The sequence below is a fragment of the Martinezella sp. CNPSo 3890 genome, from assembly GCF_057784455.1.
Map to the genome: position 1 here is coordinate 32,796 of NZ_JBXSOR010000019.1, position 23,975 is coordinate 56,770.

A 23,975-nucleotide genomic window follows, 5' to 3' on the forward strand; every position below is an offset into this window, starting at 1 on the left:
ATCAAGCCCATCCCATCCAATCTTCCATGGGTGTCCAGTCGCATGAGACGGCGCGCTTCGCAAGATCGAAACAGAAAAGATTGCCGCCCCCTGGCGGTTGATCCCCCTGCCGCGCGATCGGCTTTCCCTCCAGATGACATTTCAGCAGCGTGCCGACGCCGCCATGGCCGACGAAGGCGATCGGCACCTTCGGATCGTGCCGCGCAAGAACGGCCTCGACATTGGAAACGATCCTCGCCTGCGCATCGATGGCGCGCTCCCAGCCCTTGAAGCTTTCATGCGGGTTGGCGAAGAACCAGTCCGCTGCTTTTTCGAACTCCGGCGGCGCCAGACAGCCCGTGGCGCTGCGGTCGTTTTCATGCATGGCCTCGATGATGTCGATCGGCGCACCGCTTGCCGTCGCCAGAGCCTCGGCCGTTTCGATCGCCTTGCGTTCGCCGCTGGAGACGATGAGGCTCAGCTTGCCCGCCCAAGGCCGGCTCGCCGCCAGGCGCGCCCGCTCGGCGCCAATGTCGGACAAGCCCCATTGCGGCACCGGCACATTCGCGTCGATGCGCACCTGCGGATGCGTAACATAAAGAGCGTACATGGATCTCTCAGCGATTGCCTCAGCCGCGGCTATAGACCCATAGCTGGGCCGGCGGAATATTGCGGACGATGAAATCGTAGTGGCGGATATGATAGCGATCCGGCTTGGCGATGATCGGCGAGACCGGGCCGTAGGAGATCTGCACCACCGGCCGGCCGGCCGGCATGCGATCCAGCAGGCTTTCCAGCAACGCGACGCGCGCCTTCATCGGGAAATTGAGGAGAGGAATGCCCGAGACGACGGAATCGAAGGTCTGCCCGCGCAGTACGCCGAGCGTCGTGTCGAGATCGAAGGCGTCGCCATTGATGAAATTGACGCCGGGATAACGGCGGACAAGATGATTGTAGAAGTCCGTGGAATATTCGATGGCGACGAGATTTTGCGGCTCCACGCCGCGTTCGAGGATCGCTTTGGTGATCGCGCCGGTTCCCGGCCCAAGCTCCAGCACAGGCAGGCCGGATTGCGGGTTGATGACACCAGCCATCTTGCGGGCCGTGATCGACGACGTAGGAACGATCGAGCCGACGGTCTTGGGGCCTTGCATCATGCCCTTGAAGAAGCGGATCTCCTCGTCGAATTTCTTGCCTAGCCGTTCCTTGAGACGCAGCGCCATGCTCTCCCCCCATAGATGTTACCGTCGCGACTTACATATTGCTTCTCTAGGATCTTGCAACGGAATGACGCAATAACAAGAGAAAATGTCGCAATCGACAAAGGACCAAATAAAAGCGCCCTTGCGTAGGTTAAACGCATGAAGGGCGCTTTAGTTTCGCTACACCCGCATCGGCATCAGCACATAAAGCGCGTCGTCCCCGGCCGTGTCGCGGATGAGCGTCGGCGAACCGGCATCGGCCAGCAGGAATATGGCCGCGTCGCCGGAAAGCTGCGCGGTAATGTCGAGCAGGTATTTGGCGTTGAAGCCGATTTCCATCGGGTCCATCTCGTAACCGACGGCAACCTCCTCGGTCGCGCTGCCCGAATCCGGATTGTTGACGGTCAGCAGCAGCTGGCCGTCAGACAGGGCTAGCTTCACAGCCCGGCCGCGCTCCGAAGAGATCGTCGACACGCGGTCGACGGCCTGGGCGAAGGTCTGGCAATCGACCCGCATTTCCTTGTCATTGTTGGCCGGAATAACGCGCTGATAGTCCGGGAAGGTGCCGTCGATCAGCTTCGAGGTCATGACGATGGAGCCGATGGTCAGGCGGATCTTCGCGTCGGAGACTTCGACGGTCACGATCGCATCCGGCGTGTCCACGAGCTTCTGCAGTTCACCCACCGTCTTGCGCGGGATGATGATCCCGGGCATGCCTTCGGAGCCGGAGGGAGCGCTGACATCGGCGCGTGCCAAGCGATGGCCGTCCGTGGCGACGGCCCTGAGCTTCAGGTCGCCGCCGCTTTCGATCGTGTGGAAGAAGATGCCGTTGAGATAGTAGCGCGTCTCCTCCGTGGAGATCGCAAACTGCGTGCGGTCGATGAGCATCTTCAGATCGCTCGCCTTCAGCTTGAAGGAATGGCTGAAGCTGCCGGCAGTGAGATCCGGGAAATCGGATTCCGGCAGGCATTGCAGCGAGAACTTCGAGCGGCCGGAGGCAACCGTCATCGAGCTGCCATCGGTGTTGGTGGCGAGAAGCACTTCCGAGCCGTCGGGGAGCTTGCGCACGATATCATAGAGCAGATGCGCGGGAACCGTGGTAGCGCCTGCCTGTTCAACATTGGCGGGCGTTGCCTCGGTGATTTCGAGGTCAAGGTCGGTCGCCTTCATGTCGAGGTTCGTGCCATCGGCCTTGAGCAGCACGTTGGACAGGATCGGGATCGTGTTGCGACGCTCGACCACGCGATGCACGTGGTTCAGCGACTTCAGGAGGTTCGACCGCTCAATTGTAATACGCATGGATGCTACCGCTTTCGACCGTGACTAGCCGGGCGGCCCGAGGCGCCCGAGCGACATGTTTTCGGACAAGGCCCGAAAGATTGGACAGGCAACTTGGCAGACTTCTCCATCTGAATGCAAGAGGCATAGACGTTTTGCCTAGCGCCAATTCGCCATTTCGATGGCAATGCTCCACAGGAATTGCACCGCTCTTGCCGTCTGTGCGTACCTCGCCCATAAAGGCTGCTTATCCCAAGTGAATTCAGGACCGGCATGAGCGAAGATCAATCAGGCAGCGGAGCGCGCAGTTTCCGCCTGCACAACAATCAGATCCCGGCCCGCCCTCTCGAACCGGCGCTCTATCTGGTCGCCACCCCGATTGGCAATCTCGGCGACATCACGCTGAGGGCGCTGGAAACGTTGGCCGGTGCCGATGTGCTGGCCTGCGAGGATACGCGCGTGACGCGCGTCCTGCTCGATCGCTATGGCATCCAGAACAAGCCCTATGCCTATCACGAATACAATGCCGATGAGGCCGGTCCGCGGCTGCTGCAATCTCTGGAAGCCGGCCGATCTGTTGCATTGGTCTCCGATGCCGGCACGCCGCTCGTCTCCGATCCCGGTTACCGTCTTGCAGTGCAGGCGATCGAGGCGGGATACAAGGTCGTGCCCATTCCCGGCGCCTCCGCACCGCTGGCGGCTCTGGTCGGCTCCGGCCTGCCGAACGATGCCTTCTTCTTCGCCGGTTTCCTGCCTGCCAAGGACAAGGGCCGCCGCGACCGTCTGGCCGAACTGGCAGCGGTGCCGGCGACCCTCATCTTCTTTGAATCGCCGCATCGCATTGCCGCCACCCTTGCCGCCGCCGCCGATGTGCTTGGCGGTGAGCGCGCGGGCGCCGTCTGCCGCGAGCTGACGAAGACCTTCGAGGAATTCCGGCGCGGCACATTGTCCGAACTCGCGTCATTCTATGACGCGGTCGACAATGTGAAGGGCGAGATCGTCTGGCTTGTGGGACCGCCAGCGGAAAGCGTTGCCGCGGAGGCCGATGTCGATGCCATCCTCGCCGATCTCTCCGGGACGATGCCGACAACCAAGGCCGCGACCGAGGCTGCGCGCCTCACCGGCCTGCCGCGAAAGGAGCTGTACCAGCGCCTGCTCGACATGAAGGAGCGCCATGGCTGATACGAAGCCCGGGGCCGGCGAGAAGCTTAAGCGACAACAAGCCTGGCGTCGCGGCCATGTGGCCGAATATCTCGCGGCTGCCTTCCTGATGCTCAAGGGCTATCGTATCCTGGCGATCCGCCACCGCACCAAGCTCGGCGAAATCGATATCGTCGCCCGCAAGGGCGATCTCGCAGTCTTCGTGGAGGTCAAATCGAGGCGAGGGGCGCAGGAGGCGATCGACGCCGTTTCCTTCTCGTCGCAAAATCGCATCCGTGCCGCGAGCGATCTCTGGCTTGCCCGACAGCCGGATTTTGCCCGCCTGTCGCAACGCTATGACATCGTCGCCATGCTGCCCGGCCGCTGGCCGCAGCATTTTCCGGATGCGTTTTGAACACGGCGTTACAGGACCGTCATAAAATCAGCCTATTGCCGGACCGATAAGCGTTTGCGACTTCCGCCGCGCTCACAATGCTATTTCGACAGGCTTCAATATGATCCGCAACATCGTTTCCGCATTCATCGTTCCCTCGCAGGAAGAGCGCGAGAGCTTTATTTCACTCGAAAGGACCGCGGGCGTTCACGCCGAGAAGCTTGCATCGCTCGCCTGCCTGAATACGGTGCGCATCGGCGGAGCGGATGCCAAGATCGAAGCTCTGTCCTTTCCGTTTACGGTCGCGGCCTGGAATCTCGAGCGCTGCCTCTTTCCCGAGGAAAGTGCCGCCAAGCTGCGGGAGACCAGCGCGCCGCTGATCCTGCTGTCGGAAATGGATCTGGGCATGGCCCGCACCGAGCAGCGCGACCCGACGGCGATCATCGCCGGCGAACTCGGCATGAACTACGCCTATGGTGTCGAGTTCCTCGAACTCAGTCTCGGTTCGGAAATCGAACGCTCCTACTGCAAGGACGATTTCAATGAGAAGGGCTTTCACGGCAATGCGCTGATGGCCTCCGTCGCCCTAAAGGATGCCTTCATGATCCGCTTACCCGGCGAAGCCGTCTGGTTCAACGACAGCAACGAGCAGCCGCGCATCGGCGACCGCTGCGCTGTCGGCGCCATTGTTGAGACAGAAGCTGGTCCCATGATCGCCGTTTCCGTTCATCTCGAAAGTGTCGCAACCGCTGCCTATCGCGAGCGGCAGTTGGCGGCGTTGATCGATGAAGTCGAGGCCTTCGCACCCGATCTGCCGATCTTGATCGGCGGCGATCTCAACACCGGCAATCACACGGGCGGCGATTTCTCCACCGATACGCTGTTCGCCATGGCCGAAGGCCGAGGCTTCGAGTGCCATGGCGGACCGCTCGATCAGACAAGCACGCGCCCGAGCCTGATCACGCGCTTTCCCGATCGCACCATGAAGCTCGACTGGTTCATCACCCGCAGCTTGAAGGTCGGCGAAAGCCACCTTGTTTCCTCCCTGAACGGAGAAGGCAAGCCGCTCTCCGACCACGATATGGTCGTCTGCACAATCGAGGGTTTTTCCGCCTGATCGCTGCAATCGTTAAAATGCGCTCGGTTTCATGAACTTTCCCCTTACCCGTTCCATGCGATGAGATCGCAGACGCACATGGAATTTTGGGGGATTGCATGGTCTTGAAACTGATGTTGGCGAGCATGGCGGCCTTTGCCACCCGTGCCGCGCCGGTTGTGCTCGCGATGCCGCAGTCGAAAAGCTTCGTGGCGGGCGCCAGCAACGAAATGGAAATGAAGCCATCGCCGATCGAACCCTCCTGGGTTTTGTCGGGGAATCCGGTCGCCCGTATCGCCGAGCACTCGCGGGGGCAGGACGATGCCGCAATGACGGCGCTGTGGGATTGCACCGCGGGCGAGTTCCGCTGGTATTTCGGCTGGGACGAAACGGTGATGATCCTTGAGGGCGAGGTGCATATCACCACGGAAGATGGCGTCGAGCGGACGCTCAGCGCCGGCGATGTCGCTTATTTTGCCGGTGGCACCTGGGCGACATGGCGCATCGATCGCTACCTGCGCAAGGTTGCCTTTCTGCGCAAGCCGTTCCCGAAGCCTCTGACCATGGCTTATCGCCTGCGCAACTTCGTCCGCCAGGGCGGCGCACAAGGCCTTGCTGCCTAAGCGGCCACTTGAGGGAAGCCATTGAATAGCCGTTGCGTTTGGATGCAGGCCGACCTACATCTGTCCGCAAATCCGAGCGAGGGCTGACTATGGCTGGTATCAAGAATGTTGCGGTCCAGATGGACCATGTGAAAAGCATCAACATTGCGGGTGACTCCACCTTCGCCATGAGCCTCGAGGCGCAGAACCGGGGCTACAGGCTCTTCCACTATACGCCGGAGCGGCTGAGCATGCGCGACGGCAAGATCTATGCCTCCGTCGAGCCGATGATCCTGCGCGACGTCAAGGGCGATCACTTCGAACTCGGTGAGCCGGAGCGCGTCGATCTTTCCACCATGGACGTGGTGCTGCTGCGCCAGGACCCGCCCTTCGACATGGCTTATATTACCTCGACGCATCTCTTGGAGCGCATCCACCCGAAGACGCTCGTCGTCAACGACCCGGCCTGGGTGCGCAATTCGCCGGAAAAGATCTTCGTCACCGAATTCGCCGATCTCATGCCGAAGACGCTGATTACGCGCGATCCGGCTGAAATCCGCCGCTTCCGCGATGAGATGGGCGATATCATCCTGAAGCCGCTCTACGGCAATGGCGGCGCCGGCGTCTTCCACTCGACCCGCGACGACCGCAATCTCTCGTCGCTGCTCGAAATGTTCGGCCAGCTCTTCCGCGAGCCCTTCATCGCCCAGCAATATCTGCCCGACGTGCGCAAGGGCGACAAGCGCATCATCCTCGTCGATGGCGAAGCTGTGGGCGCGATCAACCGCGTGCCGGCAGAGCATGACGCCCGCTCCAACATGCATGTCGGCGGCCGCGCCGAAGCCACCGAGCTGACAGCGCGCGAACAGGAAATCTGCAAGCGCATTGGACCGGCACTTAAGGAACGCGGCTTCCTGCTCGTCGGCATCGACGTCATTGGCGACTACATGACCGAGATCAACGTGACGTCGCCGACCGGCATCCGCGAAGTCAAGCGCTTCGGTGGCGCCGATATCGCCAGCCTGCTCTGGGACGCGATCGAGGCCAAGCGAGCCTGATCGGCAGTTCCCCGCCACGCTTTCGGCTGAACGATCTAGTCACCCCGCATGTCGTTGATTTCGATATGCGGGGTGAAATTTTTGTTCGTTTATTGTTCTTGTTTCATTCTTTGTCTTATGCCAGATTGCAACCCGAAGTTTGCTGATCGAGGCACGTAACGGCAAACGGGTTCGGCGACAGGGGATAGGGAATGGTAGCGCGCGTCAGTACGGTGGCATTTCAGGGCATTGAGGGCGTACCCGTCGAAGTGCAAGTGATGATCGCGCCGGGCAAGGTGCTGATGCATATCGTCGGTCTGCCGGACAAGGCTGTCGCGGAGAGCCGTGAGAGGGTTCAGGCAGCACTACACGCCTCTGGTCTTGCCTTGCCGCCGAAGAAAGTCACCGTCAATCTCGCACCGGCAGATCTGCCCAAAGAGGGCAGTCACTTCGATCTTGCCATCGCGCTTGGTCTGATGGCGGCGCTCGGTGCGATCCCAGCCGATGCCCTGTCCTCCTACACCGTCATCGGCGAACTCAATCTCGACGGCACGATCGCGCCCGTTGCCGGCGCTCTTCCCGCCGCGATCGCCGCCAATGCCATGGGCAAGGGGCTGATCTGCCCGGCCGAAAGCGGACCGGAAGCGGCCTGGGCCAGCAAGGAGATCGATATTCTGGCGCCGCGCAGCCTGATTGCGCTCGCCAATCATTTCCGCGGTACGCAGGTTCTCTCGCGGCCGGAGCCATCCGTTCGCGCCAATGCCGCCAATCTACCCGATCTTGCCGATATCAAGGGCCAGGAAAGCGCCAAGCGCGCGCTGGAAGTGGCGGCCGCCGGTGGCCATAATCTGCTGATGTTGTGATACATTATTTACCGGGAATTACCCGCTTTCCATAGAGCGAAAAGGCGGTTGCGATTATTTCGACAAGGCTCCACCTTGCGGAGTATGGTCGAAGAGCGGTCTAACGGATGAGGGGCAAGTGCCGAATAAGCAGAGGCATTACTACGAGGCGAGAGGGTTCAGCGTCTACTACTTTGCGAACGCCGCCTTCAACATCGTAACGAACGCCGGTTCCTACCTGCGCGGGATAGAAGAGATCCTTGGCGACATGCAGACTAAAGTTCTGATGCGCCCCTTCCATCGCTTCACGAACCTGCACCATTTCTTGGATGCGATCGTCCGCGAAATAGTTGAAGAAGAGGTCGACCAGCTAGAGGACGAACAGCCGCGATTTTTGCGGCAATTCCTTTCAACTTACAGCGTGCCATTCTCTGCACACCACCTGAAGGATGAAGAATCTTTCTATGACTTCACCTCAGAGTGCCAGCGATATCACGACGCGCTGGAAGAACTCGGGGATGAAGTTTTCCATGTCCTGTTCAACGACGTGGGTTTCCTGCAGGCATTCAACGTTCTCTGTGCAGATTATATTGAGCTCTCGGGATTCGGCGCCGAGCTCCGTAACAAGACGGGGCAGCTTAAGCGAACCGCCATCCCGGCATGGGCTCAGCACGCGATATACCATCGCGACAAGGGTGAATGTCGCGAGTGCAAGCGGAGCCTCGCTGCGACCATCACTCAACTAGAGACCGAACGTTACGACCACATCGTTCCGTTGGCGCGCTTCGGAGCGAACGATGTCACAAATTTGCAGTTATTGTGCGAACCCTGCAATCTGAGAAAGTCTTCTGCGGCGCATCCTGTCTCGAAGATGTACCAGCGGGCTATAGTTCCCCGCTGAGGAAAGTCTTCACGCGACGGATCATTGCCTCCCTGTCTCTGATCTTAGTCTCACATTCCCAGATTGACAGAACGTCCCATCCGTCCCCTCGTAGAGCGGCCTCGTTGCGGACGTCGCGCTCCACATTCCGTCGGATTTTGGCATGCCAGTAGTCGGCGTTCGCCACTGGCTTCCGATTTCCCCGTGCACAATCGTGGCCATGCCAAAAGCAGCCATGTACAAAAATCACTTTGTGGCGCCCGGGAAAAACAAGGTCCGGAGAGCCGGGCAAATCCCGCCTATGGAGGCGGAACCGGAATCCCAAGGAATGGACCAAGCGCCTCACAATCAGTTCAGGCTTGGTGTCCTTCGATCGGACCGCGCGCATGGTCCTCGATCGAGTCTCGTCGATCGTCATCCTTCAAACTCGATCCTCAAACTCGGGTCGCTCTCAGCGTCAGCGACGATGCGATTGTAGCGCTCAATTATGTCCTGAACAGTTGTCGGCCGTGCATCGCGTTCGAAGGCGCTCCATTCGTAGATGTTCGTTGCGATGAACTGTTCAATCTCGATGACATCCAACCGATCGTCCACCCCGGCTTGCTTGGAAAGCGCCTTCGCCCCGCCAACACCGTCTTCGGTCGTGATGATGAGAGGGCGGAGTCCAGTTGAAAGGTTGCCTTGGCATTTCCTAACCAGAGCCTCCCCGGGGGCTGTCGTGACATGGATTGCTACGTCTCCGAGCAAGAAGTCGCCGGAGCGATTGGAGGGAGCGTCTGCGACCGAGAAACCATGATGGACCATGGCGCCCTTCGTGATGTAGTCGAGCTTTGCTCCCACGAGGTGCTGCATCACGGCGCCGGCATACATCGTTCCTCGAACTTCCCGCTGTCGGGCGATGGCCTGCGAGAGGAGATCGCGAATACAGGCGCGAAGGGATCGGCTTGGGTCCAGCTTGAAGGTGAAGGGAAGAGCGTCGAAGTAGGCCTGAGTACGTTCGACCCAGTATCGTTCTGCGTCTTCCAGATCAAGCGCGCCTGCGACGAACAGGTCATTCAAGACATCGATGTAAGCGCCCATGCGCTCCATATTGCCTCGGCTCGTTCGGCCGCCCTCGGTCGATAGGATTCGCTCCACTCCATGCTCCGCAAGGATCTTCTTGACCGCGGCCCCTCCAAGTCCGACAACTTGGCCACCTTTGGCGGTCACGAATTCGGCCTTGTCCATGGGAAAGCTCTTTGACTTCGCATTCCTGGTCAGGATCAGCACGAGCGACAAGGAGCCTTTGGACAGGCCAATGTGTTGCGCATCGAAGGCCTTCAATGCCTGTCTCTGGGGAGTGGTCATCTTGCCTCTATACTCGGCGGATTGCGGTCATGTCTGAGGTTTGCTGGATGGTGCCGTTGCGCCGGATGGTAGTCTGGCGCATCAAGTCACCTCCGGCGTGGGAGATGCTGAAGTCCACTTGATGGACTTCTTCGTCGCGTCCTTGGAAACAAGCGTGGAAGGCGCCGAGCAGTTCCACATCCTCAAGACGCTGCGCGACCGCCACAGGGTTCTGCACCGACGGAATGCCTGCCGGGAAGGTATAGATGCATGGCGGTGGTGTCCGGAAAGGGCCGAACTCAGAGGCCCTTTCCGGAGACGATAGCTTCGGACAGGGGCGGCCGATCGTGCCACATACCATATCCCAGACGACAACGCCGTCGACCCGCTGGTTCCGTGAAATCATCTCGGCGCTCAAGCGCGTGTGAATGCCGGACCAAGCGTTTCGACGCGGATCGGCTCCCGGATTCGAACAGATGCTCCAGATGACGAACTCATCCGCCGCCGGTGGCCTCTCAAAAATGTTGGTGTTGTTGCCGTCCAAGCACCCCTTCAGATCGATGACAGCCGTCCGGCCGCTGTTCAGACGAACGATGTAGTCGTTCCGATTTGCGTCCTCCGTCAGGTCCCAACCTGCAATGAAGCCCCCATCTTCCATGTGGTTCAAAGCATGCTGCGCGAACTCCCGCTTGCCCCGCATGGTCGCCGAGAACTGGCCCCGGATACGTTCAACGGCACCTCGGAACAGCCCAGAGTTATAGAATTCGCGTTCGTCGAGGCCGTGGTTGCCGAGTGTGTGCGCCTCGGTCTTCAAGACTTCGGCAAACCGCTCGATCTGTTCCCGTAGGCCCTTGTTCTGCTCGCAAGGGACAACGCTCATGCTGCTGCCTGACGTTCGGAGGTGGAGATACCAAGCACAGGCTCAAATATGTGGTGCGCCAAGTGCCGGACGACGGGAACGGCTACGCCGTCGCCAGTGAGGTGATAGGCCTCGTTGTAGTTCTTCGGAAGCTTGTAATCGTCAGACAATCCCATGAGGCGAGCGGTCTCCCGGGTGGAGATCAGACGAGACCGAATCCTGTCGCCGTCGACGACGACGATTGTTTGTCTGCTCGATCCTCCGGCAGGTGTCCGCAGGCAACCTGCGATGTCGTCGAAGCGAACTTCGGCGCGTTGAACCTTCACGCCGTTCTCGTCCAGACGCGTCCTCTTGTACACGCCGCCAACCATACGGCGCTCGGATCGCATCGCCGCGTTGACCTTCGCGAGATTCGTGGTCGACATCATCGCGAGAAGCTTTTTCGTCTCCGATGGCGAGTGCCATGAAACCCCGGTGGGGTTCTCCTCTACCAGATCTGCGAACGTGGAATTTCGATGTGGAGGAGTCGGAATGTTCCACCACACGAGGTTCTCGCGAGCGCTACCAGAGATACCCTCAACAGCCTTGCAGAGGCCCTTTGAATGGAAAGGTCCCAATGGTTCGGGGGACAGTAGTGCCGAATCGATTTCCACATCCTCACGAACACCAATCATGAACAGTCGCGGCCGCGACTGCGGTACGAATAGAGCCGCATTGATGATGAGGGCACCATATCTGTAGCCTGAATTGGCAAACGTCTCGCAGATCGCCTCGAAGTCCTTTCCTCCATGCGAAGTCAAAGTTCCGAGCACGTTTTCGAGCGCGATGACCTTCGGCGCCCTGCCTTTTTCGATGAGGTCAGTGATGACTCGCCAGAATGGATAGAAGGTTCCCGATCGCTCGCCCCTCAAGCCCGCGCCGGCTCCGGCGAGAGATAGGTCTTGGCATGGGAAAGACCCCCAGACGAGATCGGCACAGCCGGGAAGCTTGTCCGCCTTCACGTCGTTGACATCCCCGACCTTCAGCTCGCCACCCGTGCCCCAGTTCGCCTGATAGGCTAGGCCCTTCTTGTGGTCGAAGTCGTTGGCGAACAGGCACGTCCATCCTGAACCGAGACCAGCGCGCGCCATTCCGCCGCCAGCGAAGAACTCGTAGTAGCTAGGCATTTGCGGCCTGCTTCAGGTTGATTGACGGGACCGGCATAGCTTCCCGGGCAAGCTTCTCCTCAATCGCCTCGGCTATCCATGTGTTTCTGGAAACGCTTCCAGGGCGCCCGCTGCGGGCGACATCGATTGCGTCGAAGGTCTGGGGTGAAAGGCGGAGGTTGATTCTGTCCAAGCTACTCACCGAATCGTTGAATGATCTGTTGTGGCGCCACAATGGCGCCTTTGCACGGGAGTGTCCATATGTTCACGTTAAGTTCTTGCGTGGATAGGAATGTCCCTTGACGCTTGCACGCCGACGATCGAGCATGAAAAAAGCCGCTGTCACTGGGCTGGAACCCTCGGCGGCTTTTCATGGATTGTTCGATGATTGTGAACGACGGCGAAAAATTTGTAAAGCACCCTGAAACGGCTCGGTGAGCCGGGGGCTGGGACATATCCCAGCCGCTTCACAAGACTTTCATACCCTCCAGTGTCAACAATTTGGGCCGAACCTCTCGAATGGCATGGCCGGGTTCGAAACCCGCTATGAAGAGGCCCAGCGTCTGAGCCGCCGGGAGCGTATCCGGAAAGCGGAACAGCGCGACCAGCGCGCCGAACGCACTCTGGACTACGACACTGCGACCTTCGCACGCCAGGCGGCAGAACAGCGCAATCTTGTACGGCAACGGCTAAGGCGCGGCTATATTCAGTCTGGCGAGCGCCACATCGGCGGCCGGTGGCGTAGTGGTGTTTGGGAAATGGGCCTGCGATCGGAAGACAACACGGTCCTCAAATATTTCGTGTCCCTCGTACCGAAAGGCAGTAGGGCACGGGCATCGTGGGACAAAGCCCATCTTGAAAACCAGTGCCCGCAAAAGATTCTGACGCTCGACTATCCGTACATTGAATTGAACCGGGAGTTTATGGCAGCGCTGCGCGTGGACTGCGACGGGGTATTCCTGACCCCTGCCGCATGTCTTGCCGCACTGACGGAACAGGTGCGCGATGGCCGGGTTCCGTGCCTGCCGCACATCATCGTCGGCGACCTGCTGAAGGATGGTCGCTATTCCCGCCCGCATTTCATCTGGCTACTTCCTCCAGGTTCGGCAGTCTGGCGAAGCGACGACAAGCGGTGCCGGCAGCAGCCGATCCAACTGTTCGATGCTGTGGCCCGTGGCCTTGCGGCGGCGCTCCTCGATCTCGGCGCCGATCCGGCGGCTCCGACGATGACCGGGCGCATGAAATGCCCGACATCACCGTTCTGGCACACGATGACACCGAACGACGACATCTGGCCGACACTGTCGGAATACACAGATTACGTGGACACCAGCGTCGGACGGGCGGTGCTCGTTCGGAGGGCGGCGGCGGCGCAATCCGGGCTCGGCCTGACGGCATCCAACGCGATCTTCGACGCGCTACGCACGGCAGGCCAGCGGCTCCTGGCCGAATGGCATTTCGGAGCAGATGTCCGGATGCGCGGCAGCCGTGCCGCTCTGGCCGATCATCTCCATGAGGCGCTTGCAGACTATGCCGAGAAGAGCGGTCACGAGGACAAGACCGTCAGTTACGTGACGGCGAAGGTCGCCGACTATCTGGTCGCGAACTTCGATCCGGTGAAGCTCGAAGGCAAGGCCGTGAACCGTGGCAAGCTGCTCGATGTCGTGGATGGCCTGAAGACGGTCACTGAGCGACAGGCGGCGGGCGGGCGGCATTCGGGCAAGGCCAAGGGCGCGAACACGCTCCAGCGGCTGCAAGAAGCCCACCAACGGCTTGTTGCTTCCGGTGAGAGCGTGACGCGGTCGGCGCTCGCCTCTGCTGCGGGTGTTTCCATCCGCACGGCGACGGCTCGATGGAATGAAGTTGTGCAGTCGCAGTGACCACAACTTCTTGACGGTGAAAATAGGTGTATAGATAAAAAGGTAGCCGCCCGCCCCGGCTATACCGAAACTACACCGCTCACCGCACAACGGAGCGTCCAAGGCGTGTCACGTTGGACGAAGCCGCGTAGCGGGAATGTCGGGTATCCCGGCATCGTCGAGGGCAACGCCTCGAGCCACGTCCAGTGGTGAAGTCACCGAGCGGCAGTCGTCGACTGCCTCGTCGTCCATCCAGACGGCGACAAGGCCCCGCCAAGGTCTCCATGAAGTGGCCCCTCGGGAGAGTCCGGCGGAAGCCTCCCCGAAGGGCCGACGCTTCGACCAACGGAAGAGGCATTAGTCGGTCACTAAAGACTTGTTCTCGGCTCCGCCGGCGCTGAAGATTCTTCCACCAGCATTGCATCATCGGGAGGATCACGTGCGGGAATACGAACGCGACATATTCATCACCAACCACGGCCCTATCGCTCTGGCCCGGCTCAAGGTCATCCGGCTGCCAACGTCTTGGTACGCCGTCATCTGGGAGAGCCCGGAACGGTACGCTTCGTTTTCACAGGATCGAACGGAGTTGAACGGCGGTCACGAACATCTGGACGACGACGATTTCCTCAATCGAGTTCGGCTGGTCGCCAGCTTCACGCAGGGCATCAGTTTCGACTACGAGGAGGTGATTGTCTGATGCACATTTCCGCTCATCGCACTTATTTCACCGCCGTCGAGCTCGAATCCGGAAACGCTGCGTCACTGCTCATCGAGACCGAGCCCGGGAAGATCATCGCTTGGCTCAAGTCGGCTGATGACGAGCAGCGCGTTGTGCTCGGACGTGACGACGGACAAGAGTTCAAGAGCCGCACTGTCCAAGCTCTGCTCTTTCTTGTCGCTACAGGATTCGAGCGGTTTAAAGGCGTTCGCTATTCGTATCTCCCTCACGTCTACGCTGTAGACGTGGACGCAAGCAAAGCGGCGGTGAAATCGCTCGATCAGACGGTGCACTGAGTCCGCTTCATGGCTTTCCAGTTCATCCATATGACGGCGTACAGCCGCAAGGGCGATGGAAAGGGCCGCTCGACTTCCTACGTGTTCAATGAAGCCCGACGCGATCCAGCGGCCTCTGTCCACGTCTCGAATCCTTCGTCGCCCGTGGTTGTCTATGGCTCGACGATCGACGAGGTGGAACGGCTGCACGATGCCGCCGCCGATGTCGCGACGACGACTCCTAAGGGCGGCAAGCCGAGGAGGATTCAGAAGTCCCAGCACACGCTCATGACGGTCGTGGCCAGCCACCCGCATACCATGGAAGAAGTCCGAACTGATCCGGAAAAGCGGCGTGAGGCGCAAGAGTGGGAAAAGCGGACGGTGGCGTGGCTTAGTTCGGAATACGGCGACAAGCTCCTGTCCGTCGTTCGGCACGAGGACGAATCCCACTATCATCTGCATGCCTACGTCTTGCCCGACGACCCGGCCATGCGTGCGGCGGCCTTGCATCCCGGCCAGTGCGCCAAGGCCGCAGTGATGGCGGCCGGTCCCTTGGAAGGGGAGGACACCAAAGCTCTGAACAAGCGTGGGGACCAAGCATATCGGGCCGCGATGCGTGCATGGCAGGACTCGTACTATGAGACCGTTGCCGTCGTCTGCGGCTTAACACGTCTCGGCCCGCAACGTCGCCGTCTTACTCGCGAACAGTGGCACGCCGAGCAGGTCCAGGCCAAAGCTCTGAGGACGACGATCGAAAGAGCGAAGGCCGTGAAGGCGCGCGGTGAATCCATGATCGCCAACACGAAGGAAGAGGCCGCCCGGATCGCGGCTGAGGCAGCCAAGGCGAAGGCGGAAGCGGATCACCAGCTTGCCGCCGCGAAGGCCGCGACGGAAGCCGCGCTGGCGGCGCAGGATAAGGCCGTTGCCGAGCAACGCAAGGCAAGGAGCATGATGGCGCGCGTCCGTCAGGAGGCGGCAAGGCTTCAGCACCTTCCCGGTGTCCTTCGAGGCATATGGGATGGTTTCCGGCAATCGAAGGTCGCGACTCGCATCCGCGCTGCCGTCGATGCGGAAATGGAAGCGCTCCGGCGAACCGCCGCCGATGCCGCCGAGCGTGCCAGTGCCGCCGATGCCGGACGGCGGGAGGCGGAAGCACGGGCGAAGAACCTGCGGGAGAATCTTGCAGAGACCGGGCGCGAACTGGCGACGGCCAGACGTGAGCTTGCGGCGCTGCGCCCTCCAGAACCGGAGCGCACGCCGGGCATTTCGACGCCCGTTCTCCGGCGGCGGTAATGCGCTGGTTTTCTCTTGCCTGCTCCGACGACCGGGCTCATCATTTTCAAGCCATAGGAGATGCCCAGTGACCGACGAACTGAATGACTTGATCGAAGAACAACGCGCCGCGATCCATTATCACGAGACCTTTCTGCGATTGAGCGCCGAAGGATACAAGAACGCCAAAGCGGAAGACCCTAACCATATCATCGTCGCCGGCTACGAAGAGCAGATGGGGTATCTGGAAGGACGCAGGCAGCGGCTGGCAGAACTCCTGAAAGAAGCCGCAGCTTGATCCGGACGTTGAGTGTGATCTGTTGAGGGAGGCTTCGGCCTCCCTTTCTCGTTCCGGAACCCGAAATCCTCCAAGAATCGCGATTTGCCCAGAAATTGAGCGCCAGAGAAGGCCATACAGTGCGTTCGGCGCTGCTGGGTGGGTACGAACCTGTCTGGTTTCGACGTCGAAGCCTTCTTCCGGGACTCGCGGCGCCCGCTCTGCATTTGCGCCGGTCCTCGCTGAACCGCATCCTGAAAGGAGGCAATGGCAACGGAGGATCGCGCATGTCGGCAGTCAACGAGCGTATCGAGCATGTCTATCAGTCTGCACACTGGCTGGCAGAGGGGGTGCTGATAGAAGTCTGCGAGCAAGGCTGGCCCGCCGACCAGATCGCTCAGGCAGCACATGAGTGGCATCGCACGCGCGAACTTCTGGCGATGTCGAAGAGATGGCGGGAAAAGGTCCGCCCGGGTAATGTCGAGGCCTCCGATGAATGAGAGGCAACGCCGTCGTCGAACTTGCGCCGATAGGCTGCGGCGCGATCTCACTGAACGCCAACGGCAGCGCCGGGGTGGCGATCCTGCGGGCAAGCTCATGCTCCAACTGCTCGCGCTGCTATCGGGAGCGCTCGCGATGATGCCCCCCATACCGATGCCGACGTTCTCGCTTCCCCTCCGTCCCGCCCGACAACCTTCCTCGTCGATCGACGAGGATAGGGGCCCAACCGCCTATATGATGGAGCGCGGCCTGGAACCGCTGAACTACGCCAGCAGCCGCATGCGTCCGCCACCTTCCTTCCGGCGGCTTGTCAAGGACCTGTCGCGCCCACGCAAGGCTGGCAAGGCCCGCGAGCTTCTGGAAGCGCGGGTGCCGCATGCTGTCATCGAGTGGCTGCGCGACTCCATCAGCACGGGCGACCTTTGGCGGCTCCGGATGGCCGCTCGGCCCGGCGCCTCTGACGACGAAACCATAGCGTCCATGCTGACGGCGGCCCAGACGTGGGAAGTCGAACGGCAGCAGGCTGCGGCTCCAGAGACGGAAACCCCGGAGGACACAGCGGACGACAAGAAAGGACCGAACCCATGACCGACGAAATGACCAGTTCCAGCCTCGCCGGCTTCCTCGATCGGGTCGGACTTCCGGCCTCCGCTCGTGACCGGGTAATCGCCATCGACCGGGAGCTTGCCCGGGAGCTTGAAAGCGACCACCCGGACACGACCGGCTGCGCGTCACTCGTCCTTGAAGCGGCGGACCTGATCGCGAATGCCGGGCCGCTGGGATTCGACTGGTCGGCATGGGACGACGGTGACGACGACGAATTCGAGGAGGAGAGAAATCATGTATAATCTGGTCATCGGTGTGATCGCGGGCATCATCCTCGGCGTGCTGACCGTTGCAGGCGCCTGGTACGGCGGCGCGGTCTACGAGCGATCCCGGCTCCGGGCCGAGCTTGTCGCGGTGGTGGGGCAACAGCAACAAGTCGCTGCGGCGCTCGATCTCTACGAGGCGGCCGGCGGTCGCGTGTCGTCGCTTGGCGACGACGGCGCCGTCTTTACTGGGCTCCTGGAATCCGGCCTTCTGAACGCACCCCCTCCCGGGACATGGCGCATCCGGCGCGGCGGAGAGCAAGTTTGGAATCCGCTGAGCATCCAGACACCGGAGGCCTGTGCCTCGATCAACGGCTTCGCCGGCTTTCCGGAGGTCTGCCCTCCATGCGACAGCGAGACGCTGAAGACCTACCCGGCGTGTGAACTCCCGGAGGGCGAAGTATGAAGAAGACTGTCGCCGTCATTGCCGCGCTTGCGGCTCTCTGGAACGTCGATGCGTCGGCCGGGATGTACGTGCTGCGATCGTCGACGACGGGCGTGATCGTCGCTCCGGTTGTGGTGCCCCCAGAGGAGCCGATGAACCCGCTGCCACCTGAGACCCCGGCGGGCTTCACGTTGTCCATGGGAGGGACGAAATCTGTAGCTGCCGGAGGCGCGCTCGATCTGCGTCCGGTCGTGTCCGGGGCATCCGGCTCGCTGTCGTATTCATATTCTGGCAGGCTGCCGCTTGGGGCGACTTTCGACGTCGCGTCGGGCCGGATCGCCGGACAGGCGCTGATCGCGGGGAGCTATGAAGTCTGGGTCTCGGCGACGGATTCGGCCGGGACGACGGTGACGACCGAAGTTCTGATCGTCGTTGCCTGATGACATGGAAACGGGGCCAATCGGCCCCGCAGTCCACTTTCTAACGCGTTTAAATGGCCCGTACAGCGCTTCTGGCGGGCCGGGTGGCATCTTTACCTCTCCGCTTCTCGATCCCGTCGTGCGTCGGCGATGGCCTGATTGCTCAACGCGATATCTACCTCCCGGGCGCCCGCATTCGAGTTCTCGATCTGTGCAGCGCGCGCCTTCTCGAGTCTGCTCTCGAGCGCTGCGACCTCCGCTTGCCCGGCAACGCATAGGCGGTACCACTTATCGAGCAGGTCGCCGCTGTCGGAGGTTCTTGAGCGGACGGCGGCAAGCTCATCCTGGAAAGCTGTGGCTGCCGTCATCCTCGCGAACGTGAGTTCATCGACGAAGAGACCCGTCGTCATGTGGGTGATCTCGATCATGGTCATCCTTTCATTCAATAGGCCTGATCGCCGCTCGGCGGGCTGCGATCACGGCAAGGCGGCAAGCCTCCTCCCATGATGATGCCCACCCATCTGCAAACGTCACGCCGGTCCTGTTGCGGGTGCCTGTGACGCTGTAGTGCGTCGGTCCGGTACGGCCCGGCTCGCCAACTACCAGCATGTCGTAGGTATCCTCGTCGCCGTCACCGACGATGAGGAGGTTCGTCCATGTGTTAGTATCGTCGGCAACGGTGTCGTCGCGCTCCCAGCCGAGAAGTCGAAGAGCCTGCATCATGCTGCCTCCTTCTTCAACGTTGCCTCGATGGCCCTGACAACGTTGCTACCGCTGAGGACGTACTGCGTCACATGGTCGGTGCCAACGGCAAGAAAACGAGCTTTTTTGCGGATCTCACTATCCTCATCGAGTAAGCATACGAGGTCATCCATCCGGTCGAGGTAGCGGTCGTAGGTCTCCTTGAACGCTTTGAACTCGGCAACGATGTGGTGGGCGATGATGCAGTTCGTATTATGTGACATGACGGTCTCCTTTTCTGTCTGTCGCTCATTCATGACGCTGGAGAGCGTGGCGAATTTCACGGGAATAATCGAGGAATTTCATATCCTTGAGGCGTGTCCGGTCTGACTTCGCAACGGTCGCGAATCCTTGCCGGAAAGGACTCGAAGGGCATCGAATCCTTGCTGGGGCAAAACGAGTCCTTGACGAGTCCTTGGAAAAATATTTCAGACGGCCGGCGAGAAAATTTCGAGAGCACGAACTCCACGCTCCTGGACGGCTCGCGCCAGCTCCTGTCCAGTTCCCGGAATACGGCTTCGGCGCACCACACGCTGGGCGCCCGTGGTTCGGGAACGCACCACGATTTCGGCGACGTAGAACAGCACTCCGCCGGCATCTGCGTGCGTCGTCTCGATGACAAGAACATCGAGCGCCAGACCCCGAATCGTGGTGGTGGTTGTCTTCATTCGTGAAGCTCCTAAACCATTGAAAACATGAATTTTATAGCAAATTTCCGGGATCGAGCCCAGGGCGATCGGAGATGATCTCCGTCCCTAGCGATCGGATGGCGATCGAAGTGTTAACGGCTCCGGCGGAGCGGGAGGGCGGTCAATGGCAAATCGATGCGCAGTGGTGCGGGAGCGTCAGCGACCCGGTGCGCGTCTATTTCCATTGACGGACCGGAGCGACCCGATCCTCCCGCAACCGGAGCTGGACAAGGAGGCCAGAGGCCGCAATGCCCTGCTCCGGACTAGGCCCGCGCCAATGAGCGTAAGGGTGGCCAAGCGAAGCGCGGCAAGGGGCTGAAGCCACCGCGAGAATCAAGGAAAGGAGAGCATATCGGAGCGGCAAATGTAGTGGCCCCGTTGCGGGGATGACGCGGGAATTCGCGCATGCCGGTGACCGGATGGAGGGCAGCCGCAGGAAGTCCAGCATAGCGCCGCCGGCTACGGCGGGGACTGGGATCGACTGGCCCCGGCGAGGCATTCATTGGATGCACCATTCTGCCCATTCGTCGAGGATCTGAGTCGGTACATTCTGATCAAGAAGGATCTTTGGTGGGCCATGTTCAAGCACCATGTCGAATACGTAGAGATCCTGCCTCTTGCGGATCCGAGAGGGGCTTCGAATGAAGAAGGCGGTTGCGCCGAACCTCTGATGGCATACGACCTTCGCGACGATGCCACGAATGATTGCTCGCAGTCTAACCCTCAGCTCGCGACGTTCTTCGAGGTCAGAACTCTCTTCTAGTCGTGCCGATATGGACGCTGCGGACGCGATGGCTGCCGCAAGGTTCGGCGCCATGGAAGCGATTGCTACCTCGTCGTCGGTCGCGTCGAGGTCCTTCTTCAGCCGCTTGATGGACTTCGCTAGCTCAACGGATCGTGCTGTAGCGGTGTCGTCTCCGATTTCGACAAGAGGAATGAGGCCGCGCTGCCGTTGCTCGAAGTCCTCTATCTGGATCTTGATCGCCTCGACCTTTGCCCGAAGTTGGCTGACTTCCTGGTTCTCATTGTCGAATGCCGTTTGATCCATCATATCGATCGCGGCAATGAGGAGAGGTTCAAAGACATCCACACGCCAGCGGCGATCGTTGTCGCAACCCGCCTTGCGGATGTTGGTGGAGCAAGCAAGGTATATGCCGCCCTTTGGAGGCTTCCCCTTGTTGATGATGTGCATGGAGCCAGCGCAATGAGCACACCGGGCGAGACCTTGGAATAGATGTGAGCCGGACATGCCCTTGCGTCCGCCTGCATTCTGTCGTCGTCCCTGCGTTGCGCCCTGCGCTCGCCAGAAGATGTCATTGTCGATGATCGGTGGATAATAGTTCGGGATGGGGTCTCCGTCCGGCTTCCGATTGCGGTTGCGATGGGTGCCGGTGTGAGGTTGGTACTCTCCGAGAACGGCACGGCTTTGGATGATCTTGGCGATGCTGGATGTGTGCCATCCCTTGCCGCCTCGAAATGTCGGAACGCCTTCCGAATTCAGCCGGCGCACGACTTCCCGTCGTCCGAACCCATCGATCGTCTCTTGGAATACACGACGGACGATAGCGACCCTTTCGGGGCGCTCCACGAATGCACCGCCGCGCACCTCAAGCCATTCTGGGCATCTTGGAGTGAGCGGCCGACCTTCCTCACGGGCTTTCTCTTTCTTTTGTCGCCATGCTTCGCCCACTCGCTCTGACTTGATCCGAGACTCTTCATGTGCGCGGGCCATGACGATCAGCGAAAACATCAGAGGGGTCCAGTCAGTGCGAAGCCGGTCCTCCGAATATTCCTGACCGTCGCTGAGTGTGACGACGATGATACCTGCTTGGATGAGGGCGAAAAGCCTTGTGGCTGCGTCCATGACAGCTTCGCGGGAAATGCGGTCAAGGCTTTCAACGATCAGGTAAGAGCCACGCTGTATCCTCCCGTCCTCGACCATTTGGAGGAAGGACTTGAGGGCTCCAGTCGTCCTGTTCGCGCCGTGAAATGCACTAACGCCCAAGTCCCGAAGGGAGTTGTCGAGGACAAGGCCACGCTGCTGCGCCCATGCTTCCGCCTTGGCGGTCTGACGGCGCAGTGAGTCCCCTTGTGCTTGTTCCGGGGTCGAGAAGCGGATGTATGAGTATGCTTTCGTCATGATCTGAATCCGGTATCACATGATGTCGGATTAATGTAGCACAATCTGCTTTTCGTCGGGCCTCCCGGCTCCGGCAAATCCATGCTCGCCTCGCGCCTGCCGTCGATCCTGCCGCCCTTGTCGACCAACGAGTTGCTGGAAGTGTCGATGATCCATTCGATCGCCGGCCAGCTTTCAGGCGGCAAGCTCTCGGACCGGCGGCCCTATCGCGCACCGCATCATTCCGCCACCATGGCGGCGCTCGTCGGTGGCGGCCTGCGCGCCAGGCCGGGCGAAGTCTCGCTCGCCCATCACGGCATTCTGTTCCTGGACGAGCTGCCGGAGTTTTCACCGCAGGCGCTCGATGCGCTCCGCCAGCCACTGGAAACCGGCGAATGCGTCATCGCCAGAGCAAACCACCGTGTCTCCTATCCGGCCGGCATCCAGCTTGTCGCGGCGATGAACCCCTGCCGCTGCGGCATGGCCGGGGAGCCGGGTCATACCTGCGCCCGTGGGCCGCGTTGCGCTTCCGATTATCAGGGCCGCATTTCCGGCCCCTTGCTCGATCGTATCGATATCCGCATCGACGTGCCGGCGGTCTCCGCCGCCGACCTCATCCGGCCGACAGCCTCGGAAAGCAGCGCCGATGTCGCACTCCGCGTGGCACGCGCCCGCGAGCGGCAGCGGGAACGCTTCGAACGAGCCGGCATGAAGGATGTCAGCACCAATGCCCGCTGCTCGACGGCGATGATCGAGACCATCGCCGAGCCGGATGCCGCCGGCCTGCAATTGCTGCGCGATGCGGCCGAGAAGATGAAATTCTCCGCCCGCGGCTATCATCGCATTCTCAAGGTGGCGCGCACTCTCGCCGATCTCGACGACAAGCCGACCGTCGGGCGCATCCATCTCGCCGAAGCCATCTCCTATCGCATCGCCGGAGAGCGGCTGACCGCGCATGCCTGACAATGCGGGCTCTACAGCATCTGATCGTCTCCAGCCGGCCTAAATGAAAAAAGGGGTGCCGAAACACCCCCTTTTTCCAAATCAAGATGGCGAATGGCTTTGTCAGCCGCCAAGACCCTCGAAGAGCGCCGTCGAGAGATAGCGCTCGGCGAAGGACGGGATGACGACGACGATGGTCTTGCCTTCGTTTTCAGGACGCTGGCCGATCTTGATGGCCGCCGTGAGCGCCGCGCCGGAGGAGATGCCGACTGGCACGCCTTCGAGCTTGGCGACGAGCCGCGCCTGCTGGAACGCCTCGTCATTGCTGACGGTCACTACCTCGTCATAGACATGCGTATCGAGAACTTTTGGTGCGAAGCCGGCGCCGATGCCCTGGATCTTGTGGGGTCCGGGATTGCCGCCGGACAGAACTGGCGAATCCGCCGGCTCGACCGCGATGACCTTGATGTCGGGCTTGCGTGCTTTCAGCACCTGGCCGACGCCGGTGATCGTGCCGCCGGTGCCGATACCGGAAACGAAGATATCGACCTTGCCTTCGGTGTCGTTCCAGATTTCTTCGGCCGTCGTCTTGCGATGGATTTCCGGATTGGCCGGATTTTCGAACTGCTGCGGGATGATTGCATCCGGCAGCGACGCGGCCAGCTCTTCGGCCTTGGCGATCGCACCCTTCATGCCCTTCGGTCCCTCGGTCAGCACCAGCTCGGCGCCGAGTAGCGCCAGCATCTTGCGGCGCTCGATCGACATGGTTTCCGGCATGGTGAGGATCAGCCTATAGCCCTTGGCCGCGGCGGCAAAGGCAAGCGCAATGCCCGTGTTGCCCGAGGTCGGCTCGATCAGCACGGACCGGCCGGGAGCGATCTTGCCCTGGGCTTCCAGGCTCTCGATCATAGCGACGCCGATACGGTCCTTCACCGAAGCGATTGGATTGAAGAATTCGAGCTTTGCCAGGATGTTGGCCTTGACGCCCTTCTCCTTCGCCAGCTTGTCGAGGCGCACGATCGGCGTATCGCCGATGGTCTCGGTGATCGAGGCATAGACGCGGCCGCGGCCGGGTTTGCGGGTGTCGGACATGGGTAGCTCTCCCTATATTGGAATTATGCAATGA

Annotated in this window: 29 protein-coding genes and 2 pseudogenes; 18 read left to right on the forward strand and 13 right to left on the reverse strand. The window is 60.7% G+C overall.

Annotated elements, in window-relative coordinates; all coding sequences use genetic code 11:
• Position 1: 1 nt before the first annotated feature.
• From AC13RC_RS29105 to dnaN, 3 genes are all read right to left on the reverse strand, one after another.
• Positions 2-589 carry a histidine phosphatase family protein gene (locus AC13RC_RS29105; protein WP_488559342.1) on the reverse strand — a complete coding sequence of 196 codons (588 nt, stop codon included), beginning with the start codon at positions 587-589 and terminating at the stop codon, positions 2-4.
• Positions 590-608: 19 nt separating this feature from the next.
• Positions 609-1,202, reverse strand: a complete 594-nt coding sequence (gene pmtA / locus AC13RC_RS29110) for a phospholipid N-methyltransferase PmtA (protein WP_145322143.1) — start codon at positions 1,200-1,202, stop codon at positions 609-611.
• A 159-nt stretch (positions 1,203-1,361) separates the two neighbouring features.
• Positions 1,362-2,480, reverse strand: coding sequence for a DNA polymerase III subunit beta (gene dnaN / locus AC13RC_RS29115; protein WP_113329920.1), 1,119 nt, complete (start codon positions 2,478-2,480; stop codon positions 1,362-1,364).
• A gap of 252 nt (positions 2,481-2,732) precedes the next feature.
• On the opposite strand from dnaN, the gene rsmI reads away from it, so the two are divergent.
• From rsmI to AC13RC_RS29150, 7 genes and pseudogenes are all read left to right on the forward strand, one after another.
• Positions 2,733-3,641 (forward strand): 16S rRNA (cytidine(1402)-2'-O)-methyltransferase, encoded by a 909-nt coding sequence (gene rsmI / locus AC13RC_RS29120; RefSeq protein ID WP_488559343.1) that lies wholly within the window; start codon positions 2,733-2,735, stop codon positions 3,639-3,641.
• Positions 3,634-4,014, forward strand: a complete 381-nt coding sequence (locus tag AC13RC_RS29125) for a YraN family protein (RefSeq protein WP_488559344.1) — start codon at positions 3,634-3,636, stop codon at positions 4,012-4,014. The genes rsmI and AC13RC_RS29125 overlap by 8 nt, the downstream gene beginning before the upstream one ends.
• A gap of 100 nt (positions 4,015-4,114) precedes the next feature.
• Entirely contained in the window at positions 4,115-5,110 is a 996-nt protein-coding gene (locus AC13RC_RS29130) for an endonuclease (RefSeq protein ID WP_488559345.1), read from the forward strand.
• Between the two features lie 98 nt (positions 5,111-5,208).
• A complete protein-coding gene (locus AC13RC_RS29135) occupies positions 5,209-5,712 on the forward strand; it encodes a cupin domain-containing protein (protein ID WP_113329924.1) in 504 nt (167 codons plus the stop codon).
• An 89-nt stretch (positions 5,713-5,801) separates the two neighbouring features.
• Positions 5,802-6,749 (forward strand): glutathione synthase, encoded by a 948-nt coding sequence (gene gshB, locus AC13RC_RS29140; protein WP_488559346.1) that lies wholly within the window; start codon positions 5,802-5,804, stop codon positions 6,747-6,749.
• A gap of 191 nt (positions 6,750-6,940) precedes the next feature.
• Positions 6,941-7,588: pseudogene (locus AC13RC_RS29145) on the forward strand (magnesium chelatase domain-containing protein); the annotation flags it as partial.
• 121 nt (positions 7,589-7,709) lie between these two features.
• Positions 7,710-8,471, forward strand: coding sequence for an HNH endonuclease (locus tag AC13RC_RS29150; protein WP_488559347.1), 762 nt, complete (start codon positions 7,710-7,712; stop codon positions 8,469-8,471).
• On the opposite strand, the gene AC13RC_RS29155 is transcribed toward AC13RC_RS29150, so the two are convergent.
• From AC13RC_RS29155 to AC13RC_RS29170, 4 genes are read right to left on the reverse strand one after another with little or no spacing between them, the layout of a single operon-like run.
• The gene (locus tag AC13RC_RS29155) at positions 8,455-8,868 is read right to left on the reverse strand and encodes a very short patch repair endonuclease (protein WP_488559348.1); all 414 of its coding nucleotides are present in this window, start codon (positions 8,866-8,868) and stop codon (positions 8,455-8,457) included. The two genes, AC13RC_RS29150 and AC13RC_RS29155, sit on opposite strands and share 17 nt — an antisense overlap.
• A complete protein-coding gene (locus tag AC13RC_RS29160; RefSeq protein WP_488559349.1) occupies positions 8,865-9,797 on the reverse strand; it encodes a DUF4928 family protein in 933 nt (310 codons plus the stop codon). The genes AC13RC_RS29155 and AC13RC_RS29160 overlap by 4 nt, the downstream gene beginning before the upstream one ends.
• A gap of 7 nt (positions 9,798-9,804) precedes the next feature.
• Positions 9,805-10,656, reverse strand: a complete 852-nt coding sequence (locus AC13RC_RS29165) for a hypothetical protein (protein WP_488559350.1) — start codon at positions 10,654-10,656, stop codon at positions 9,805-9,807.
• Positions 10,653-11,801, reverse strand: coding sequence for a DNA cytosine methyltransferase (locus tag AC13RC_RS29170; protein WP_488559351.1), 1,149 nt, complete (start codon positions 11,799-11,801; stop codon positions 10,653-10,655). Before AC13RC_RS29170 ends, AC13RC_RS29165 begins: the two co-directional genes overlap by 4 nt.
• A gap of 503 nt (positions 11,802-12,304) precedes the next feature.
• Here AC13RC_RS29170 and AC13RC_RS29175 point away from each other — a divergent pair.
• The 10 genes from AC13RC_RS29175 (at position 12,305) to AC13RC_RS29220 (ending at position 18,379) form a co-directional block, all read left to right on the forward strand.
• Entirely contained in the window at positions 12,305-13,660 is a 1,356-nt protein-coding gene (locus tag AC13RC_RS29175; RefSeq protein ID WP_488559352.1) for a replication initiation protein, read from the forward strand.
• A 418-nt stretch (positions 13,661-14,078) separates the two neighbouring features.
• A complete protein-coding gene (locus AC13RC_RS29180) occupies positions 14,079-14,339 on the forward strand; it encodes a hypothetical protein (protein ID WP_488559353.1) in 261 nt (86 codons plus the stop codon).
• Positions 14,339-14,656 carry a hypothetical protein gene (locus tag AC13RC_RS29185; RefSeq protein WP_488559354.1) on the forward strand — a complete coding sequence of 106 codons (318 nt, stop codon included), beginning with the start codon at positions 14,339-14,341 and terminating at the stop codon, positions 14,654-14,656. Before AC13RC_RS29180 ends, AC13RC_RS29185 begins: the two co-directional genes overlap by 1 nt.
• A gap of 9 nt (positions 14,657-14,665) precedes the next feature.
• Positions 14,666-15,928, forward strand: coding sequence for a plasmid recombination protein (locus tag AC13RC_RS29190; protein ID WP_488559355.1), 1,263 nt, complete (start codon positions 14,666-14,668; stop codon positions 15,926-15,928).
• A 67-nt stretch (positions 15,929-15,995) separates the two neighbouring features.
• The gene (locus AC13RC_RS29195; RefSeq protein WP_488559356.1) at positions 15,996-16,205 is read left to right on the forward strand and encodes a hypothetical protein; all 210 of its coding nucleotides are present in this window, start codon (positions 15,996-15,998) and stop codon (positions 16,203-16,205) included.
• 266 nt (positions 16,206-16,471) lie between these two features.
• A complete protein-coding gene (locus AC13RC_RS29200) occupies positions 16,472-16,684 on the forward strand; it encodes a hypothetical protein (protein ID WP_488559357.1) in 213 nt (70 codons plus the stop codon).
• A 97-nt stretch (positions 16,685-16,781) separates the two neighbouring features.
• Positions 16,782-17,273 carry a hypothetical protein gene (locus AC13RC_RS29205; protein WP_488559358.1) on the forward strand — a complete coding sequence of 164 codons (492 nt, stop codon included), beginning with the start codon at positions 16,782-16,784 and terminating at the stop codon, positions 17,271-17,273.
• Complete coding sequence (locus tag AC13RC_RS29210; RefSeq protein ID WP_488559359.1) at positions 17,270-17,533, forward strand: hypothetical protein; 264 nt, start codon at positions 17,270-17,272, stop codon at positions 17,531-17,533. The genes AC13RC_RS29205 and AC13RC_RS29210 overlap by 4 nt, the downstream gene beginning before the upstream one ends.
• On the forward strand, positions 17,526-17,960 hold the full coding sequence (locus AC13RC_RS29215; RefSeq protein WP_488559360.1) for a hypothetical protein: 435 nt from the start codon (positions 17,526-17,528) through the stop codon (positions 17,958-17,960). Before AC13RC_RS29210 ends, AC13RC_RS29215 begins: the two co-directional genes overlap by 8 nt.
• Positions 17,957-18,379 (forward strand): putative Ig domain-containing protein, encoded by a 423-nt coding sequence (locus tag AC13RC_RS29220; protein ID WP_488559361.1) that lies wholly within the window; start codon positions 17,957-17,959, stop codon positions 18,377-18,379. The genes AC13RC_RS29215 and AC13RC_RS29220 overlap by 4 nt, the downstream gene beginning before the upstream one ends.
• 92 nt (positions 18,380-18,471) lie before the next feature.
• Here AC13RC_RS29220 and AC13RC_RS29225 read toward each other — a convergent pair whose 3' ends face one another.
• From AC13RC_RS29225 to AC13RC_RS29245, 5 genes are all read right to left on the reverse strand, one after another.
• Positions 18,472-18,786: a hypothetical protein gene (locus AC13RC_RS29225; protein WP_488559362.1), complete on the reverse strand. Its 315-nt coding sequence runs from the start codon at positions 18,784-18,786 to the stop codon at positions 18,472-18,474.
• A gap of 10 nt (positions 18,787-18,796) precedes the next feature.
• On the reverse strand, positions 18,797-19,081 hold the full coding sequence (locus AC13RC_RS29230) for a hypothetical protein (protein ID WP_488559363.1): 285 nt from the start codon (positions 19,079-19,081) through the stop codon (positions 18,797-18,799).
• On the reverse strand, positions 19,078-19,323 hold the full coding sequence (locus AC13RC_RS29235; protein ID WP_488559364.1) for a hypothetical protein: 246 nt from the start codon (positions 19,321-19,323) through the stop codon (positions 19,078-19,080). The genes AC13RC_RS29230 and AC13RC_RS29235 overlap by 4 nt, the downstream gene beginning before the upstream one ends.
• A 204-nt stretch (positions 19,324-19,527) precedes the next feature.
• On the reverse strand, positions 19,528-19,767 hold the full coding sequence (locus AC13RC_RS29240) for a hypothetical protein (RefSeq protein ID WP_488559365.1): 240 nt from the start codon (positions 19,765-19,767) through the stop codon (positions 19,528-19,530).
• 520 nt (positions 19,768-20,287) lie between these two features.
• The gene (locus AC13RC_RS29245) at positions 20,288-21,928 is read right to left on the reverse strand and encodes a recombinase family protein (protein ID WP_488559366.1); all 1,641 of its coding nucleotides are present in this window, start codon (positions 21,926-21,928) and stop codon (positions 20,288-20,290) included.
• A gap of 39 nt (positions 21,929-21,967) precedes the next feature.
• Between AC13RC_RS29245 and AC13RC_RS29250 the strand changes: the two are divergent.
• Positions 21,968-22,870: pseudogene (locus tag AC13RC_RS29250) on the forward strand (YifB family Mg chelatase-like AAA ATPase); the annotation flags it as partial.
• Positions 22,871-22,972: 102 nt separating this feature from the next.
• Here the strand turns inward: AC13RC_RS29250 and cysK are convergent.
• The gene (gene cysK, locus AC13RC_RS29255; protein WP_145322177.1) at positions 22,973-23,941 is read right to left on the reverse strand and encodes a cysteine synthase A; all 969 of its coding nucleotides are present in this window, start codon (positions 23,939-23,941) and stop codon (positions 22,973-22,975) included.
• Positions 23,942-23,975: the final 34 nt, after the last annotated feature.

Coding starts and splice junctions, on each gene's coding strand:
- AC13RC_RS29165 (WP_488559350.1), bottom strand. CDS start 10,656: ATGAGCGTTGTCCCTTGCGAGCAGAACAAGGGCCTACGGGAACAGATC.
- AC13RC_RS29240 (WP_488559365.1), bottom strand. CDS start 19,767: ATGAAGACAACCACCACCACGATTCGGGGTCTGGCGCTCGATGTTCTT.
- AC13RC_RS29245 (WP_488559366.1), bottom strand. CDS start 21,928: ATGACGAAAGCATACTCATACATCCGCTTCTCGACCCCGGAACAAGCA.
- AC13RC_RS29190 (WP_488559355.1), top strand. CDS start 14,666: ATGGCTTTCCAGTTCATCCATATGACGGCGTACAGCCGCAAGGGCGAT.
- AC13RC_RS29220 (WP_488559361.1), top strand. CDS start 17,957: ATGAAGAAGACTGTCGCCGTCATTGCCGCGCTTGCGGCTCTCTGGAAC.
- AC13RC_RS29205 (WP_488559358.1), top strand. CDS start 16,782: ATGCTCCAACTGCTCGCGCTGCTATCGGGAGCGCTCGCGATGATGCCC.
- AC13RC_RS29215 (WP_488559360.1), top strand. CDS start 17,526: ATGTATAATCTGGTCATCGGTGTGATCGCGGGCATCATCCTCGGCGTG.
- AC13RC_RS29155 (WP_488559348.1), bottom strand. CDS start 8,868: ATGACGATCGACGAGACTCGATCGAGGACCATGCGCGCGGTCCGATCG.
- AC13RC_RS29175 (WP_488559352.1), top strand. CDS start 12,305: ATGGCCGGGTTCGAAACCCGCTATGAAGAGGCCCAGCGTCTGAGCCGC.
- gshB (WP_488559346.1), top strand. CDS start 5,802: ATGGCTGGTATCAAGAATGTTGCGGTCCAGATGGACCATGTGAAAAGC.
- AC13RC_RS29105 (WP_488559342.1), bottom strand. CDS start 589: ATGTACGCTCTTTATGTTACGCATCCGCAGGTGCGCATCGACGCGAAT.
- AC13RC_RS29160 (WP_488559349.1), bottom strand. CDS start 9,797: ATGACCACTCCCCAGAGACAGGCATTGAAGGCCTTCGATGCGCAACAC.
- AC13RC_RS29225 (WP_488559362.1), bottom strand. CDS start 18,786: ATGATCGAGATCACCCACATGACGACGGGTCTCTTCGTCGATGAACTC.
- dnaN (WP_113329920.1), bottom strand. CDS start 2,480: ATGCGTATTACAATTGAGCGGTCGAACCTCCTGAAGTCGCTGAACCAC.
- AC13RC_RS29170 (WP_488559351.1), bottom strand. CDS start 11,801: ATGCCTAGCTACTACGAGTTCTTCGCTGGCGGCGGAATGGCGCGCGCT.
- pmtA (WP_145322143.1), bottom strand. CDS start 1,202: ATGGCGCTGCGTCTCAAGGAACGGCTAGGCAAGAAATTCGACGAGGAG.
- AC13RC_RS29230 (WP_488559363.1), bottom strand. CDS start 19,081: ATGATGCAGGCTCTTCGACTTCTCGGCTGGGAGCGCGACGACACCGTT.
- AC13RC_RS29130 (WP_488559345.1), top strand. CDS start 4,115: ATGATCCGCAACATCGTTTCCGCATTCATCGTTCCCTCGCAGGAAGAG.
- AC13RC_RS29135 (WP_113329924.1), top strand. CDS start 5,209: ATGGTCTTGAAACTGATGTTGGCGAGCATGGCGGCCTTTGCCACCCGT.
- AC13RC_RS29185 (WP_488559354.1), top strand. CDS start 14,339: ATGCACATTTCCGCTCATCGCACTTATTTCACCGCCGTCGAGCTCGAA.
- AC13RC_RS29200 (WP_488559357.1), top strand. CDS start 16,472: ATGTCGGCAGTCAACGAGCGTATCGAGCATGTCTATCAGTCTGCACAC.
- AC13RC_RS29210 (WP_488559359.1), top strand. CDS start 17,270: ATGACCGACGAAATGACCAGTTCCAGCCTCGCCGGCTTCCTCGATCGG.
- rsmI (WP_488559343.1), top strand. CDS start 2,733: ATGAGCGAAGATCAATCAGGCAGCGGAGCGCGCAGTTTCCGCCTGCAC.
- AC13RC_RS29235 (WP_488559364.1), bottom strand. CDS start 19,323: ATGTCACATAATACGAACTGCATCATCGCCCACCACATCGTTGCCGAG.
- AC13RC_RS29125 (WP_488559344.1), top strand. CDS start 3,634: ATGGCTGATACGAAGCCCGGGGCCGGCGAGAAGCTTAAGCGACAACAA.
- cysK (WP_145322177.1), bottom strand. CDS start 23,941: ATGTCCGACACCCGCAAACCCGGCCGCGGCCGCGTCTATGCCTCGATC.